Source organism: Polaribacter sejongensis (assembly GCF_038024065.1).
Taxonomy (GTDB): Bacteria; Bacteroidota; Bacteroidia; order Flavobacteriales; family Flavobacteriaceae; genus Polaribacter; species Polaribacter sejongensis.
In genome coordinates this window covers 1992003-2009253 of record NZ_CP150667.1, presented here as the reverse complement: position 1 = coordinate 2009253, position 17251 = coordinate 1992003, and the positions used below count along the sequence as shown (strand labels likewise).

Here is a 17251-nt window from a genome sequence, read left to right as displayed (position 1 = left end):
ATATCCGTTTACAGCTCGAACGAAAAACGATCGTCGAAAAAGGAGACATCAGATAAGAAAAAAAAGATGAAAAAAGATACTAAAATATATATTGCTGGTCATAGAGGTATGGTGGGTTCTGCTGTGTGGAGAACTTTAGAAAAAAAGGGATATACAAATTTAATAGGCAGATCTAGCAAAGACTTAGATTTAAAAAATCAGGAAGCTGTACTTGATTTTTATCAAACAGAAAAACCTGAAGTTGTGATTGATGCAGCTGCAAAGGTTGGTGGTATTTTGGCCAATAATAATTTTCCGTATCAATTTTTGATGGAAAATATGCAAATTCAAAACAATTTAATTGATAGTGCTTTAAAATCTGGAATTGAGAAGTTTATATTTTTAGGGAGTTCTTGTATCTATCCTAAGTTTGCTCCACAGCCTTTAAAAGAAGAATACTTGTTGACTGATTCTTTAGAACCGACCAATGAATGGTATGCGATTGCGAAAATAACAGGTGTAAAAGCATGTGAGGCAATTAGAAAGCAATTTCAGAAAGATTATGTAAGCTTAATGCCTACAAATTTATATGGTACACATGATAATTTTGATTTAAAGTCATCACATGTGTTACCTGCCATGATTCGTAAATTTCATGAGGCAAAAATGAATAACAATTCAGATGTTACCTTATGGGGAAGCGGAACGCCAATGCGTGAATTTTTGTTTGTAGATGACATGGCAGAAGCTGTGGTATATGCTTTAGAAAACGAATTACCAGAATACCTATACAATATAGGTACAGGTGAAGATTTGACGATAAAAGAATTAGCAGAAACGATTCAAGAAGTAACAGGGCATCAAGGAACGATTGTTTGGGATGCTGATAAACCAGACGGAACGCCAAGAAAACTGATGGACATTTCTAAAATGCACAACTTAGGATGGAAGCATAAAGTTGATTTGAAACAAGGAATTGAAAAAACGTATACTTGGTTTTTAGAAAATATAGAAAATTTTAAAGAAGTCAAGCTTTAAAAATCGTTTATCGTCCAACGAAAATCGTCCATCGTTTACCGTTTACCGTCCATCGAGTAACGAACAACGAAACACGAACAACGTCCAACGAAACACGAATAACGAAAAAAAATATGGAATGTAAACTAGAAGTTTGGAAACTAGCACATCAATTAACCCTTGATGTATACCAAGTTTCAAATAACTTTCCTTCATCAGAAAAATTTGGGTTAACCAATCAAGTAAGAAGAAGTTCTAGTAGTGTTCCAACAAATATAATAGAAGGGCAAGGGAGGCAGTATAAAAAGGAGTTTATTCAATTTTTATATATTGCGAAAGGCTCTTTGGAAGAAGCTAATTATCAATTATTTTTGGCAAAAGATTTAGGATACATTTCTAATGAAGAATATGTGAAATTATTTGATCTTTGCACGAGAATTAAGATGATGCTGTATAAATTAATAAAATCACTAAAGTGAAAAATCGTTCTTCGATTTTCGTCCACCGTTTATCATTTATCGTCCACCGAGTATCGAAAAACGACCAACGAAAAACGACCAACGACCAACGAACCACGAATAAAGAAAAACGAACATGAAAGTAGCATTAATTACAGGGATTACAGGGCAAGATGGCTCATATTTAGCAGAATTATTATTAGAAAAAGGATATATCGTACATGGTATCAAGAGAAGATCATCTTTGTTTAATACAAACAGAATAGATCACTTGTACCAAGATCCACACGATCCTGATCAAAGATTAAAATTACACTATGGTGATTTAACCGATGCGATGAATTTAACGCGTATCATTCAAGAATGTCAACCAGATGAAATTTATAATTTAGGAGCAATGTCTCATGTTGCCGTTTCTTTTGATACTCCAGAGTATGTTGGTAATGTTGATGGATTAGGTACTTTACGTATTTTAGAAGCAGTAAGAATTTTAGGTTTAGAAAAGAAAACAAGAATTTATCAAGCGTCTACTTCAGAACTATATGGAGGTATGCCAGAGAATAAAAATGAAAGAGGTTTTTATGATGAACTGTCTCCTTTTTACCCTCGTTCTCCTTATGGAGTAGCAAAAATATACGGTTTTTGGATCACTAAAAACTATCGTGAAGCGTATGACATGTTTGCTTGTAATGGTATTTTATTCAACCATGAATCTCCAAGAAGAGGGGAAACTTTTGTAACAAGAAAAATTACACGTGCTGTGGCAAAAATTGCATTAGGCTTACAAGAAAAAGTGTTTTTAGGAAACTTAGAAGCAAAAAGAGATTGGGGACATGCAAAAGATTATGTTCGTATGATGTGGATGATCTTACAAGCTGATACACCAGAAGATTGGGTAATTGCTACAGGAGTAACTACAACAGTAAGAGATTTTGTACGTTTAGCTTTTAAGGAAGTTGGTATCGAGGTAGAATTTAAAGGAGAAGGAGTTGAAGAAAAAGCATATGTTACAGCATGTAATCATAAAGATTTTCAAATAGAAATTGGAAAAGAAGTCTTATCTGTAGATCCTTCTTATTTCCGTCCAACAGAAGTGGATTTATTAATTGGAGACCCTTCTAAAGCAAAAAATAAATTAGGATGGGTACCAGAGCATGACTTAGCTTCTTTGGTAAAAGATATGATGCAAGGGGATGTTGCAATTATGAAAAAAGATGTTGTTCTACTAAAAGCAGGACATGAAATTTTAAAACAAGCTGAGTAGGTTATATATTATATCATTTTTGTAGAAATAAATTATTTCTTTTTAGAATGGTTTTTTATTAAATAAAATAAAATAAAAATTAAAAAAGTATGAAAAAGGTATTAATAACTGGTGGAGCTGGTTTCATAGGATCGCATGTTGTGCGTCTTTTTGTAAACAAGTATCCTGAGTATCATATTTATAATCTAGATGCTTTAACTTATGCAGGTAATTTAGAAAATTTAAATGACATAGAAAATAAGGAGAATTATACTTTTTTAAAGGGTGATATAACCAATGAATCATTTATTGAAAGTATTTTTCAAAAATATAAATTTGATTCAGTTATTCACTTGGCAGCGGAGTCTCATGTAGATAGATCTATAACAGACCCTTTAGCTTTTGCAAAGACCAATATTTTAGGAACAATGAATCTTTTAAATTCATTTAAAAATTTATGGAATAAAGATTGGAAGAATAAACTTTTCTATCATGTAAGTACAGATGAGGTTTATGGAACTTTGGGAAGTGAAGGTTTGTTTACAGAAACTACTTCTTATGATCCTAATTCACCATATTCTGCATCTAAGGCAAGTTCAGATCACTTTGTTAGAGCTTATGGAGAAACTTACGGATTACCTTATGTAATTTCTAATTGTTCTAATAATTATGGTGCGAATCAGTTTCCTGAGAAATTAATTCCATTATTTATTAATAATATCATCAATAAAAAAGCATTACCGGTTTATGGAGATGGAAAATATACTCGTGATTGGTTGTATGTTGTAGATCATGCTATTGCAATTGAATTGATTTTTCGCAATGGAAAGAATGAAGAAACCTATAATATTGGTGGGTTTAATGAATGGCAGAATATTGATTTGATTAAATTGTTGTGTAAGCAAATGGATCAAAAGTTGAATAGAATAGAAGGGGAAAGTGAGCAGTTAATTACTTATGTAAAAGATAGACCAGGTCACGATTTACGTTATGCCATAGATGCTTCCAAAATCAATAAAGAATTGGGGTGGGAGCCTTCAGTTACTTTTGAGCAAGGATTATCTAAGACGATTGATTGGTATTTAAATAATACTGAATGGATGGATCGTATTGTAAGTGGAGAATACGAAAAATATTATAACAAACAATATAAATAATATGAAAGGAATTATATTAGCTGGAGGTTCAGGAACTAGACTATTTCCATTAACAATTGCTGTAAGTAAACAGTTATTACCTGTTTACGACAAACCTATGATTTATTATCCGCTATCGGTACTAATGTTAGCAGGTATTAAAGAAATATTAATTATAACAACACCTCACGATCAAGCGTCATTTAAAAAATTATTAGGAGACGGTTCTCAGGTCGGTTGTAAATTTGAATATGCCATTCAAGCAGAACCAAATGGTTTAGCAGAAGCATTTATTATTGGTGAAGAGTTTATAGGTAATGATAAAGTAGCACTAGTTTTGGGTGATAATATTTTCTATGGAAGTGGTTTTGGAGCTTTACTCCGTAGTAAAAAAGATATTACAGGAGCTGCAGTTTTTGCATATCCAGTTCATGACCCAGAGCGTTATGGAGTTGTTGAATTTGACAGTGAAAATAAAGTAATTAGTCTGGAAGAAAAACCCAAATTAGCAAAATCAAATTATGCGGTACCTGGTTTATATTTTTATGATAACCGTGTCGTTGAATTTGCTAAGAAAGTAAAACCATCAAGTAGAGGTGAAAAAGAGATTACAACTTTAAACCAAATGTATCTAGATAAATCAGAATTAGAAGTAGGTATAATGACAAGAGGAATGGCATGGTTAGATACAGGTACAGTCGATTCTATGGATGCGGCAACAGAATTTGTACGGGTTATAGAGAAAAGGACTGATAAAAAGATAGCCTGTATCGAAGAAATTGCTTATTTACATGGTTTTATTGATGAAAATCAATTATTAGAAACTGCTAAAAAGTATGGTAAAAGTGGTTATGGCGAATATCTAAAAAAATTGTAAAAATATGATAGAGAGAGTAAAAATAATAAATTTACCAAAAATATTAGATCCTAGAGGTAATTTAAGTTTTTTAGAATCTAATAATCATGTACCTTTTCAAATTAAACGTACTTATTGGATTTATGATGTGCCAGGTGGAGAAATTCGTGGAGGGCATGCTTTTAAAGAACAACAAGAGTTAATTGTTGTACTTTCAGGAAGTTTAGATGTGATTATTAAAGACGGGAACCAAGAAAAGAAATTTTCTTTAAATAGATCATATTATGGGTTATATGTTCCTAATGGACTTTGGCGTCATATGGAAAATTTTTCAACAAATACTTTAGCAGTAGTGGTTTCTAGTACAACTTTTAATGAGAATGATTATATAAGAGACTTTGAAGAATTTAAAAAAAACAAATAATATGTTGAAAAATAATACAGTTTTTGACTGTTCTTTAATAGAGTTACCGAAAGTTAAAAACAGATCTGGAAATATTACTGCAATTGAAAATGATATTCATATTCCTTTTAGCGTAAATAGAATCTTTTATTTATATGATATTCCTGGAGGTGAAGACAGAGGAGCACATGCACATATAGATTGCCATCAATTTTTAGTAGCGGCTTCGGGTAGTTTTGAAGTTTTATTAGATGATGGTAATGTGAAAAAAACAGTTATGTTAAATCAACCATTTAGAGGTTTACATATTCCACCTGGTATTTGGGCTTCAGAAATTAATTTTTCTTCTGGGTCAATTTGTTTAGTGTTAGCTTCTCATAAGTATGATGAGAATGACTATTTGAGAGATTACAATGATTATTTAAAGTTTAGATCATGATTTTTTTTAATCATAAATTATCTGAAGTACAATCAAGTAAAATTGGTAAAGGAACTACTATTTGGCAATTTGTTGTTGTTTTAAAAGACGCTGTAATTGGTGAAAACTGTAATATCAATTCCCATGTATTTATAGAAAATGATGTTATTATAGGAAATAATGTTACTATTAAAAGTGGTGTTCAAATTTGGGACGGTGTTACTTTAGAAGATGATGTCTTTATTGGGCCAAATGTAACATTTACTAATGATTTACTTCCAAGGTCTAAAAAGTATCCAAAATCTTTTTCTAAAACAATAATTAGGAAAGGAGCATCTATAGGTGCAAATGTAACTATTATAGCAGGGAATAATATTGGGGAGAAAGCTATGATTGGTGCAGGTGCAGTTGTAACAAAAGATGTTGGGGAAAATGAGCTTTGGGTAGGAAACCCTGCGAAAAAAATTGGCTATGTTTCTTGTATGGGAGATATTTTAGATCTCGATTTCAAAGATAAAAAAGGTAATAAATTTACCAGGAAAAATGAACAACTAATAAAAATAATCCAGAATGATTAAGTTTTTAGATTTACAAAAAATAAATGCTCAATACGAGCAAGAACTAAAAGAAGCAGCAGTTAGGGTAATAGATTCTGGGTGGTACTTGATGGGGAAAGAGTTAGAATCTTTTGAGAAAAATTTTGCTTCCTACTGTAATGTAGATTACTGTTTAGGTGTTGCCAATGGATTAGATGCTTTGCGTTTAATTTTTAAGGCATATTTAGAAATGGGAGTTATGGAAAAAGGGGATGAGGTTATTGTTCCTGCTAATACATATATTGCTTCTATTTTGGCTATTACAGATAATAATCTAGTACCTGTTTTTGTTGAACCTAATTTAGAAACATTTAATCTTGATTCAGATTTAATAGAAGCTGCTATTACAAGTAAAACAAAAGCAATATTAACAGTACACTTATATGGACAAAACTCTATAGATGTTAAAATGTTAGATATATGTTCTAAATTTAAATTAAAATTGATTGAAGATGGAGCTCAATCTCATGGAGCAAAATTTCAAGGAAAAATTTCAGGAGCTATTGGAGATGCAGCAGGACATAGTTTTTATCCAGGTAAAAATTTAGGTGCTCTTGGAGATGGTGGTGCGGTAACTACTAACGATTCGAAATTAGCAAGTACTATTAGTGCATTACGCAATTATGGATCACACAAAAAGTATGAGAACAAATTTCAAGGATTAAACTCAAGACTAGATGAGATTCAAGCAGCTTTTTTAGATGTTAAATTAAAATATATTCAAGAAGATATTGCTGCTAGGAGGAAAGTAGCTAATTATTATTTAGAAAATATTAAGAATTCAAAAATTGTGTTGCCTTTGGTTTTAAATCAAGAAGGGCATGTTTGGCACTTATTTGTTGTGAAAACTGAAAAAAGAGATGAATTACAATCTTATTTAGCAGAGAATGGTATTCAAACATTGATTCATTATCCAATACCACCGCATAAGCAACCCGCATATAAAGAAATGAACCATTTGTCTTTTCCTATTACAGAAAAGATACATGAGGTAGTTCTTAGTTTACCGATGAGTGCAGTAATGTTGGAAGAAGATATGAGAATAATAGTTGATATTTTAAATAAGTATTAATGCAAGACGTAAAGAAATCGTCTTATCGTGGTGTGGTTAAAGCTACTTCAATTTTAGGAGGTGTTCAATTTTTTCAAATTATTATTCAGATAGTTCGGTCTAAATTTATAGCAATATTTCTTGGTACTACAGGGATGGGTATTGCTTCTTTATTAAATTCTACATTAGATTTGATAGGGGCTTTTACAAATTTGGGTCTAAATACAAGTGCTATTAAAAATGTTTCTGTTGCGAATGCTAGTGGAGATGTTAATAAGGTAGGAACAATTGTAACTGTTTTAAGGAAGTTAATTTGGTTTACAGGAATTTTAGGAACTATTATTACTCTTATTTTTTCTTCATGGCTTAGTGAATTTACATTTGGTAATTCTGAATTTTCTTTTGCCTTTATGTGGATTTCTATTACTTTACTGTTTAAACAATTAACAACTGGTCAGTTAGTTATATTGCAGGGTTTGCATAAAATTAATTATCTGGCTAAAGCAAATTTAGTGGGTAGTTTAATTGGATTAATTGTTACTGTTCCCTTGTATTATTTTTTTCAGATTGATGCTATTGTTCCTGCAATTATAATTACATCTATAATAAGTTTAATTGTGTCAAAATATTTTTCTCTTAAAGTTGACGTAACTAAAGTTAAGGTATCAGGGAAGAAAACAATTGAGGAAAGTAAAGCTATGGTTGAAATGGGCGTAATGATTAGTTTGAATGGGATATTTACTATGATTGCTGCCTATTTCTTGAAAATTTACATAAGTAATATAGGCGGGGTTGAGATTGTTGGTTTGTATACAGCTGGTTTTGCAATTGTCAATACATATGTTGGAATGATTTTTTCGGCTATGGCTACAGATTATTATCCGAGGTTATCAGCTGTAAATACAGATAATGATTTAGTTCAAGAAACTGTAGAGCAACAAGCTCTTATTGTACTTTTAATTTTGATCCCAATAATTGTTGTTTTTTTAATTTTCTCACCTTTATTAATTCAATTTTTTTACAGTAATAAGTTTATACCTATTGTACAAATGGTAAATTTTGCGATTATAGGTATGGCTTTTAGAGCAGTTTCTTGGTCATTGGGTTTTATATTATTGGCAAAAGGAGAGAGTAAATTACTTATTAAAACAGGGGTAGGTTTTAATACTGTTTTTTTTTTATGTAATATAAGTGGTTATATGCTTATGGGATTAACTGGGATTGGGATCTCATTTATTGTAAATTATATTATTCATCTATTAGGTATGTTGCTTATAACGAAGTATAAATATTCTTTTTTCTTTAGCCTTACTTTCTATAAAGTTTTTTTAGTCAGTTTATTAATTTGCTTTATTGGATTAGGTATTACATTTGTGTCTAACAGTTTACTCAGATATCCTTTAGGAATAGTATTAATTATATCTACTATTTATTATTCTTTTATAGAACTGGATAAAAGGTTAAATCTTAGAGAAATCTATTTAAATTTCCGTTTAAAAAATAACAAATAACAAATAACAAATAACAATGAACTTCATTATTAAACTATTGAAATATTTATTTAATAAAATCAACTTTTATTTGTCAATAAATTGGTTGAAAACTATTTATTTTAATTTTAAAATGTTTCCATTTAAAATTGCAAAAAAAATGCCTGTTGTTTTTTATGGAAAAGTAAAACTTCAATGTTCGAAAGGTAAGGTAAAAATAAATGCACCAATTAAATTTGGAATGATTGGTTTTGGTCAGAAATATGAATTATTCAAAGTATCCAAAAAGAATGCACAATTAACATTAAAAGGGTTAATAGTGTTTAATGGTCATGTTCAGATAGGATTAGATTATTCAATATATATTAATAATGATGCAGTTCTTGAAATGGGGCACCTTTCTTCGATAGGGGCAAATGGTAAGATTATTTGTATGAATTCAATTACAACTGATGATTTTGCTAGAATTGGATATGAATCTCAGTTGATTGATACATCATTTCATTCAATGAAAGACTTGAAAAGTAATGTAACTTATGAAAAGATTGGTTCGATTAAAATTGGAAAATATAATTACATAGGTGGAAGAGTGTCAATTATGAAGTCAACACATACACCAGATTACTTTACCGTCAGCTCAAATAGTTTGTTAACTAAAAATTATTGTGAATTAGGCGAAAATGTCTTAGTCGCTGGGTTTCCTGCAAAGTTAATTAGAAACGATGTAAGAAGGGGATGGGAAGAAGAAGATTTAGAAGGCTTGTTAATCATTTAATTACGTAAATATTTAATTTTAGAATGAAAAATAAATTAGTTTCATATTGTCTTTTTACATATAATCAAGAAGAATATATAGAGCATGCAATTGCTGGTGCACTATCACAAACTTATACTCCCTTAGAAATTATTATTTCAGATGATTGTTCTAAAGATTCAACTTATAAAATAATTGAAGAAACTGTACAAGGATATAAGGGACCACACACAATTGTATTGAATAGAAATTCAAAAAATTTAGGGTTAGGAGATCATGTATCTAAAATTTTGTATGATACTGCTAAAGGAGATTATTTACTAACTTGTGCGGGAGATGATATTTCTAAGCCAAATCATGTATTAGAGGCGGTAAAGGTAATAGAAAATGATGCTATTGGTAATATGGTTGATTTTAGTGGTGAAATAATAGATGAGAATGGGGTATTTGTAAAGAAAATCGAATTGCCTTATCAAGAAAAATTTAATACTCTAGAAGATTATTTAAATTTAAAAAAAATTGAGTTATTTGCACCAGGTAGAATTGTTAGTAAAAAAATGCTAAACCATTTTGAACCTCTTACAAAAAAATGTCCTACAGAGGATACTGTCTTAGTCTTAAGAAGTTTATTATTAGGTGGCTTTACTAGAGTTAATAAGGATTTGGTTTCTTATAGAAAGCACATGAATAATATTTCAAGCAAAGGAGGATTGTCAAAACTGTCTAATTTGGCTATTATAGCTCAATATATAAAGGATGTATTGTTTCTTTTTGAGACAAATATGCTTGATGAGGAAACGGCAAGTATATTATTAAAAAGAATAAATTTAGAATATAAAATACGTTTTTTAAGTTTTGGTAAAAGAAAATATAAGTTACAAAACTTAACACGACCTTTATTAAAAAGAGTATATAAAATTAAATTTAAATTAATTACAAATAATAAAAATTAAATAATGAAAAGTAAAGTAAATGTATATTGGTTTAATAAAAAAGGGAAATATGGTAATTTCGGAGATGAATTAGGCCCTTACTTAATAAAAAAGATTTCAGGAAATGAAGTGTCTCAAGTTATTATTAATAGAAGTTCTATTAAATTAATACTAGCATATTTAAAAGGTCTAGTATTAGGTTATTATGGTTTAGATATTTTAAAAAACGTTTTAAAGACACTTAAATTAAATGGTAATTATATTGTTTCTATAGGTAGTATTATAGGTTGGGGTAGTGGTAAGAGAATTGTATGGGGTAGTGGTATTTTATTTAATAATGAAAAGGTAGATAACGGTAAGTTTTTAGCGGTTCGAGGTAAATATACTCAAAAAAGATTATTAGAGTTGGGGTATGTTTGTCCGTCTGTTTTCGGAGATCCAGCATTGCTTTTACCTTTGGTTTATAATCCAAAGGTTAAGAAAACCTATAAATTAGGTATGATACCTCATCACACGCAATATGAACACTTTGCAGGTTATGAAGAAAAACACGGAATAAAAGTGATTAATTTAATTGGAGATATAGAGGATATTTTAAATGAAATTTTATCTTGTGAAAAAATTATTTCATCATCATTGCATGGTGTAATTGTAGCACAAGCTTATTCTATACCTGCTCTTTGGTATGAGTATTCTAAAATACAATGGCATGGAGAAAATATTAAGTTTTTAGATTATTTTTCATCAGTAGGCATAAAGGAATACAACCCAATTCCTTTAAAAGAGATGGACGATTTTAATATAGAGGAAGAATTTGAGAAATTTAAAGAATACTCTGAATATTTAAATATTAATTTAAATTTAAAGAATATTCAAAAGAATCTTTTAGAAGTAGCTCCTTTTAATGTTTTGGAAGAATTTGCTAAATAATAGTTATTATACATTGTATGAGTTTTAGATATGATATTGGGTTTTTAAGGGCGTTAGCGGTTGTAGTAGTAGTTTTTTTTCACTACCAAATACCTTTTTTTGAAGGTGGCTTTGTTGGAGTTGATATTTTCTTTGTTATAAGTGGTTATTTAATGACAAGAATAATATTGAAAAAATTTCAAACAAACTCATTTATTTTAAGTGAATTTTACAAAAGACGATTAACTAGGATTCTACCAGTATTAATTGTTATGATAATAGGTGTTTTAATCAGTACTTATTTCTTGTATTTTCCGATAGATTTTAGGCAATTATCTCTTTATTCATTGTTTTCTAGTCTATTTTTATCGAACTATTATTATTTATTTAATTCTGGGTATTTTGATCCGTCAGCACAGTCTAATATACTTCTGCATACTTGGTCTCTTTCTGTAGAATGGCAGTTTTACATGATTTACCCTCTTTTCTTAATATTAATTAGAAAAATTTATTTAAAAAAATACAAGAAATTTAAAGTTATCTTTTTAACAGTAACAATCTTATCTTTTTTTCTGATAATTATTTTTAATAATTTTTTACCGACTAATTATACTAAAATTAGTTTTTTCTCATTTACACACCGAGCATGGGAAATGATGCTAGGTGGTGTTGCATTTCTTTATAGTGATTTTTTTCAAACAAACATATCTATTGTTTTAAAGAAACTAATTACTTATTTATGCTTTTTGGGTTTAGCTATAAGTATTTTCTGTTTTACAGATAATGATGTTTGGCCATCAGCTTTAACATTGTTGCCAACTATATCTTCATTTTTATTAATCGCAATCCATAAAGAGTATTCTTTTTACAAAAATAGAGGAATACAGTATGTTGGAAGTATTTCTTATAGTCTATACCTTTGGCATTGGCCTATTTATGTTATTTCGAAATATTTTGATTATAATGGGTGGGACGTAATAATTAGTTTATTAATATTATCAGTTATATTATCAGTTTTAACTTATACTTTTATTGAAAAGAAAACAAAATTTATATCTGTAAATGCAATCCTTGTTACAACTTTTTTTACTCTTCTCATTTCGGGTTTAGCATATTTTTTTCCCTTAAATAATCACTTATTTAGTGAAGATGTCGTAGCTCTTTCTGAATATAGACAACATTATGAAGCTACTAGAGCTAAGCAATTCCATTCTGGTACTTGTCACCATATGAAAAAGATTAACTATAAAGATTGCTTATGTATCAATTTTGATAAAAAAAATGTTTTGTTATTAGGTGATAGCCATGCAGCCCAATACTCCCTTTCTTTGAGAAGTAAATTAGATAGTAGTAAATATAATTTCATAGAACATACAGTAGTTGGTACTCTACCTTTAATTAATTTTCAAGGCGAAAAAATGGCTAGTAAGCAATTTCAAGATATCTTTGAAAACTTTATTGTTACTAATAAGGATAAAATAGATGTAATTATTCTTTCTGGCCATTGGGTAAATTATCACACCTTTAAAGATTATGAAAATGATGTAGATTTAGCAAAAGGTATCAATGAAACTATATTCTTTGTAGAAAAACTTGGAATAAAATTAATAATTCTTGGTCAAACTGAAAAATATAATATTAATTTTTCTAGAGTAGAAGCTTTTAAGATGATTGGTAAAAAAGAAAAGTCTTATATAGATGAAAACTCTTTTTTATTAAATAATAATCTAAAAAAATTAGTTCCAGTAAAAAATTATATTGACTTATTTTTAAGGAGTGAATTTAAGCATTATGATAATAAAACTAAAACTCCTTATATGTTTGATGATGATCATTTGAGTTTATACGGAGCTGACCAAGTAATCGATTTCCTAATAAAGGAAAAGAAAATTTAAAACAGAATCTGAGTATCGTATTCATAGTATATTAATTTTGTATGCTTAAATTGTACTCAGAAGGTAGAGCGAATTATTTTGCCTAAATTTGTAATATTAAAAGTGTGTTTATGAAAATAGGTTTTTTTTTAGGTCAATCAGCTATAATATCAGGTAATTCTAATGGTGTTAAAAATCAAGCGAGAGAATGGAGTAAAGGGCTTGTTTCTCAGGGACATACTGTAGATGAGCTTAATGTGTGGGGTAATTATGATTGGAAAACATATGATGTTTTACATATTTTTGGAACAGGTATTTGGTTACATGCTTTTATTATAGTATTGTCTAAAAAAAATAAAAACATAGTTATTTCACCGATAATTGACTCTATACAAAGTCCTTTTATGTATAAGCTATCTACTTTTGTTGGTTTTGAAAAATTACGGTTATATTCTCCCACGTATGCATTAAAAAAGTCCTTACCATATATTAAAGGGGTTTTTGTAAGATCCGATTATGAATCTCTCTTTTTTAGTAAGTCCATGAACTTAAAATCTTCAAAAATTTTTAAAGTACCATTAAGTTTTGATGATGAAATTTGTAAAGAATATAATCATAATTTAAAAAAAGAAAACTTTTGTTTACATATAAGTTCAATTTATCAAGAACGTAAAAATGTTATTAGGTTAATTAAAGCTGCAAAAAAGTACAAATTTAAATTGGTATTGGCTGGAGCAAAAGGTTCAGAAGAGCAATTTAGACCATTGCTTAATGAGATTGGTGATTGTAAGAATATTAAAGTTCTTGGTTTTATAACAGAAGAAGAAATGATTGATTTGTATAAAAAAGCAAAAGTATTTGCTTTACCAAGTATAAGTGAAGGAGTAGGTATTGTTGCTTTAAATGCGGCCTATTATGGATGTGAAGTTGTATTAACAAATGTAGGGGGACCAAAAGAATACTTTCACCCTTTTGCCGAATTGGTAAACCCTTATTCTGTGAGAGATATAGGAGTTGCTGTCAATAAATTATTGATTAAAAATCAAGATAAAAAATTACATAATCATATTTTATGTAATTTTAAAGAAAATGTAATTTCAAAAAAAATTATCAAAAGCTATTTTAAAATATTGAAAGAATATAAATAAGTTGTTCATGATTCGTAGGCTAGTTTTTATTATAACTTTTTTTTCTTATTCAGGATTTTATGCTGTTTTGGCTATAGTAATATCATTGGGGTTTGGTAATTCTTCAAGAGCAGTTACTGTTCCAATTAGATTAATTACCACTTTATTAATGAGCTATGTTATTTTTTGTCTCCTCAAGAAAAACAGTATGGATAAACAAAAAAGAACTATTATTTTTTTATTTATAGTTTTTTGGTTTTTTTATTTTATAAAAGTTTTATTACATCATAATTCAACATTGTTATTATCTAAAAATTGGTTTGAGTATATCTTTTATTCGATAAATTTTTGTATTCTGCCTTTTTTAATGTTTTCTTCAATAAACTTTTCTGATTTTAAAAAAAATATTTTAAAATCTTTTATATTTTCAGGTTTTTTAATGGGCTTAATATCTCTTTATTTGTATAAAGATATGCTAGCTGCTGGAATAGGAAGAATATCGATGGCAAAATATGAAGGTTTTGATGAGAGTACTTTAAATCCATTAGCATTATCTTATGGGGGAGCTCTTTCTTTAATGTTATGTATATTTGAAATTGTATTTAATAAATATAAAACAAGAATTTATAAAGTATATCTTTATCTTACGATAACTTTGTCATTAATGATGTTTTTCCTTGGTGCTTCTAGAGGGTCTTTAATCGCTATTGTGTTTTCTTTACCCTTGTTTGTTTTATATGGTTCAGTAAAAAATAAATTTAAATTTTTAGCGGCCTTCATATTAAGTATTCCAATACTTATTTGGGGGGCTATAAAAACAGGTAGCTCTATTTTTGCAAGAACTGTTGAAACAGCTGAAACGGGTGATAATAATAGAAGTATTATTTGGAATCAAGCATTATCTGAATTTTTTAACTATCCTATTTTTGGAGGAGGAATAGAGTTCGGAATATATCCACACAATTTTATATTAGAAATATTAATGGCAACCGGTATTTTAGGTTTGTTATTGATTTTACCGGTATTTTATGGAGGTTTTAAACGTATGAATAGATTAATTAAAGTAGACAAAGATTATATTTGGGTTTATATCATTTTTATACAAGGTTTCGTTCAACATTCTTTTACAGGAGCTTTATATTTTTCGGTTTTATTATTTTTGCCTTTGGGTATTATTTACTCCCAAAAAAAATAAGAGATTAATTAAATTTATAATTATAACTATACAAAATTGTGTAGATTTTTTTAGGTTTGGGCTCATTATTATTTAATTGAGTATGATGAATTGGCTTAACTTAATAGATATTTATCTTTAAGTATCATACAACTAATTAATATACAACTCTATTGTTTTAAAGTTTCTATTAAAAAGAATATATGATTTTATTTATATATCCATATTCTCTAAACCTTCTAGATGTTCAATACTGGTTTTAGAATAATGAAAAAAAATAAATAGAATTTTAACACTGCAATATTGAATACACATGATTTGTTTGTGGTAATGGATATATTCAAAGAAATAGTAGTTTTTAAGTTGGTCTGTTTTTTTACATATAAATAATAAATTCTCTATAATTTTTTAGGTGCTATTTAAAAATAGTTATTCGAAATAAATAAAATTTGATGAAGAAAAAAGTATATAAATATTAGGAGGTATGATGAAGATCAATTCACTATTTTTGAAAATTATTTTCAAATTAAAAAAATATATAAATTTAATTAATACTGAAATTAATAATAAACTATTTAGTTTACTTAGAAAGTTCAATATATTAATTATTAAACGTATTAAAAATGACAAGAAAAATTGTAATATTAACCTCTATATACCCTGGGAAAGATATTAATGAAACCTTTACACCTATAGTCCATTATTTTACAAAGGAATGGATTAAAATGGATTGTGAAGTTATAGTAATACATAATTTGGCATTTTATCATAAGTTTTTTTATTTTTTGGCGTCAATTTTCTCAAAATTAATAGCCGCATTTACGGGTACTAATATTCCTAACCAAAGATTAACTCAAGTTTATAAATATCATTTGGATGGTGTTATAGTAATAAGAATGCCAATATATAAAAGCTTTCCAAGGTTTAGGTTTGCAAAAAAAACAATAGAGAGGCAAGAAGAAAAAATTTTTAAAGAGTTAGACCAATCTAATTTTATACCTGATATTATTGTAGGGCATTGGGAGAATCCACAGTTAGAATTAATAACGCTCTTAAAAAAAAGATTCTCGAGTGCTGTTACTTCCTTAGTTTTTCATCATAAAGCAGATTTTTTAATTAATTTATATAAAAATAATACAAAAGAAATATTAAGTAGTATTGATGTTTTTGGCTTTAGAAGTGCCCCTATAAAAGCTAGTTTTAAACAATTTGGAGTTGATGAAAAAAATAGTTTTATGTGTTATTCTGGTATACCTGAAAGATTTACAGAGAATAAAAATGTAAAGAAGTTTAATGCAAAATTAGCATCTTTTCTTTTTGTAGGGACTTTAATAAAAAGAAAATATCCAAGTGAAATAATTGATGCTTTAACAATAGTATATAAAAATAATGATTATAAATTAGATTATATTGGAGGTGGATTTGAAAGTAATAAAATCGAAACAAAAATAAAAGAAAAATTGCTTTCAGAAAATGTTACTTTAAATGGAAGAGTAACACGTGATAAAGTGTGGGAGAAAATGATAGAAAGTGATTGCTTTATAATGATTAGTAAAAATGAAGCCTATGGCTTAGTTTATTTAGAGGCTATGGCAGCAGGTTGTATAACAATTGCAGCCAAAGACGAAGGTTTTGATGGTGTTATTAAGCATGGAGAAAATGGGTTTTTATGCGAAGCAGGTAATGTTGAAGAATTAGCAATTTTGATTGAATATATTAATAAAATGAGCATACAAGAAAAACAAGAAATATCAAAGAGTGCTGTACTCACTGCATCAAAATTAACGAATTTTAAAGCTGCAGAATCTTATTTAAGAAATCTAGAAAAATAAAA

Annotated in this window: 17 protein-coding genes; all 17 read left to right on the top strand. The window is 28.4% G+C overall.

Annotation, left to right across the window (positions count from 1 at the left end; translation table 11 throughout):
• Positions 1-66 precede the first annotated feature (66 nt).
• The 17 genes from WHD08_RS08350 to WHD08_RS08270 all read left to right on the top strand — a co-directional run bounded on the left by WHD08_RS08350 (position 67) and on the right by WHD08_RS08270 (position 17249).
• Complete coding sequence (locus tag WHD08_RS08350) at positions 67-1017, top strand: GDP-L-fucose synthase family protein (protein ID WP_208891139.1); 951 nt, start codon at positions 67-69, stop codon at positions 1015-1017.
• Positions 1018-1130: 113 nt separating this feature from the next.
• A complete protein-coding gene (locus tag WHD08_RS08345) occupies positions 1131-1475 on the top strand; it encodes a four helix bundle protein (protein WP_208891140.1) in 345 nt (114 codons plus the stop codon).
• Between the two features lie 115 nt (positions 1476-1590).
• Positions 1591-2718 (top strand): GDP-mannose 4,6-dehydratase, encoded by a 1128-nt coding sequence (gmd, locus tag WHD08_RS08340; protein WP_208891141.1) that lies wholly within the window; start codon positions 1591-1593, stop codon positions 2716-2718.
• Between the two features lie 89 nt (positions 2719-2807).
• A complete protein-coding gene (rfbB, locus tag WHD08_RS08335) occupies positions 2808-3854 on the top strand; it encodes a dTDP-glucose 4,6-dehydratase (RefSeq protein ID WP_208891142.1) in 1047 nt (348 codons plus the stop codon).
• 1 nt (position 3855) lies between these two features.
• Positions 3856-4710, top strand: a complete 855-nt coding sequence (gene rfbA, locus WHD08_RS08330) for a glucose-1-phosphate thymidylyltransferase RfbA (RefSeq protein WP_208891143.1) — start codon at positions 3856-3858, stop codon at positions 4708-4710.
• Between the two features lie 4 nt (positions 4711-4714).
• Complete coding sequence (locus WHD08_RS08325; protein WP_208891144.1) at positions 4715-5113, top strand: sugar 3,4-ketoisomerase; 399 nt, start codon at positions 4715-4717, stop codon at positions 5111-5113.
• A gap of 1 nt (position 5114) precedes the next feature.
• Complete coding sequence (locus WHD08_RS08320) at positions 5115-5531, top strand: sugar 3,4-ketoisomerase (protein WP_208891145.1); 417 nt, start codon at positions 5115-5117, stop codon at positions 5529-5531.
• Positions 5528-6088 carry an acyltransferase gene (locus WHD08_RS08315; RefSeq protein WP_208891146.1) on the top strand — a complete coding sequence of 187 codons (561 nt, stop codon included), beginning with the start codon at positions 5528-5530 and terminating at the stop codon, positions 6086-6088. The genes WHD08_RS08320 and WHD08_RS08315 overlap by 4 nt, the downstream gene beginning before the upstream one ends.
• Positions 6081-7178, top strand: coding sequence for a DegT/DnrJ/EryC1/StrS family aminotransferase (locus WHD08_RS08310; RefSeq protein ID WP_208891147.1), 1098 nt, complete (start codon positions 6081-6083; stop codon positions 7176-7178). Before WHD08_RS08315 ends, WHD08_RS08310 begins: the two co-directional genes overlap by 8 nt.
• A gap of 32 nt (positions 7179-7210) precedes the next feature.
• Positions 7211-8668 (top strand): oligosaccharide flippase family protein, encoded by a 1458-nt coding sequence (locus WHD08_RS08305; RefSeq protein WP_208891148.1) that lies wholly within the window; start codon positions 7211-7213, stop codon positions 8666-8668.
• A 112-nt stretch (positions 8669-8780) separates the two neighbouring features.
• A complete protein-coding gene (locus tag WHD08_RS08300) occupies positions 8781-9422 on the top strand; it encodes an acyltransferase (RefSeq protein ID WP_208891212.1) in 642 nt (213 codons plus the stop codon).
• Between the two features lie 23 nt (positions 9423-9445).
• Entirely contained in the window at positions 9446-10354 is a 909-nt protein-coding gene (locus WHD08_RS08295) for a glycosyltransferase (RefSeq protein ID WP_340833796.1), read from the top strand.
• Between the two features lie 3 nt (positions 10355-10357).
• Positions 10358-11263: a polysaccharide pyruvyl transferase family protein gene (locus tag WHD08_RS08290; protein WP_340833795.1), complete on the top strand. Its 906-nt coding sequence runs from the start codon at positions 10358-10360 to the stop codon at positions 11261-11263.
• Between the two features lie 17 nt (positions 11264-11280).
• Positions 11281-13137: an acyltransferase family protein gene (locus WHD08_RS08285; RefSeq protein WP_208891151.1), complete on the top strand. Its 1857-nt coding sequence runs from the start codon at positions 11281-11283 to the stop codon at positions 13135-13137.
• A gap of 110 nt (positions 13138-13247) precedes the next feature.
• Positions 13248-14264, top strand: coding sequence for a glycosyltransferase (locus tag WHD08_RS08280; protein ID WP_208891152.1), 1017 nt, complete (start codon positions 13248-13250; stop codon positions 14262-14264).
• 346 nt (positions 14265-14610) lie between these two features.
• Complete coding sequence (locus WHD08_RS08275) at positions 14611-15438, top strand: O-antigen ligase family protein (protein ID WP_340833794.1); 828 nt, start codon at positions 14611-14613, stop codon at positions 15436-15438.
• 602 nt (positions 15439-16040) lie between these two features.
• Complete coding sequence (locus WHD08_RS08270; RefSeq protein WP_340833793.1) at positions 16041-17249, top strand: glycosyltransferase; 1209 nt, start codon at positions 16041-16043, stop codon at positions 17247-17249.
• Positions 17250-17251: the final 2 nt, after the last annotated feature.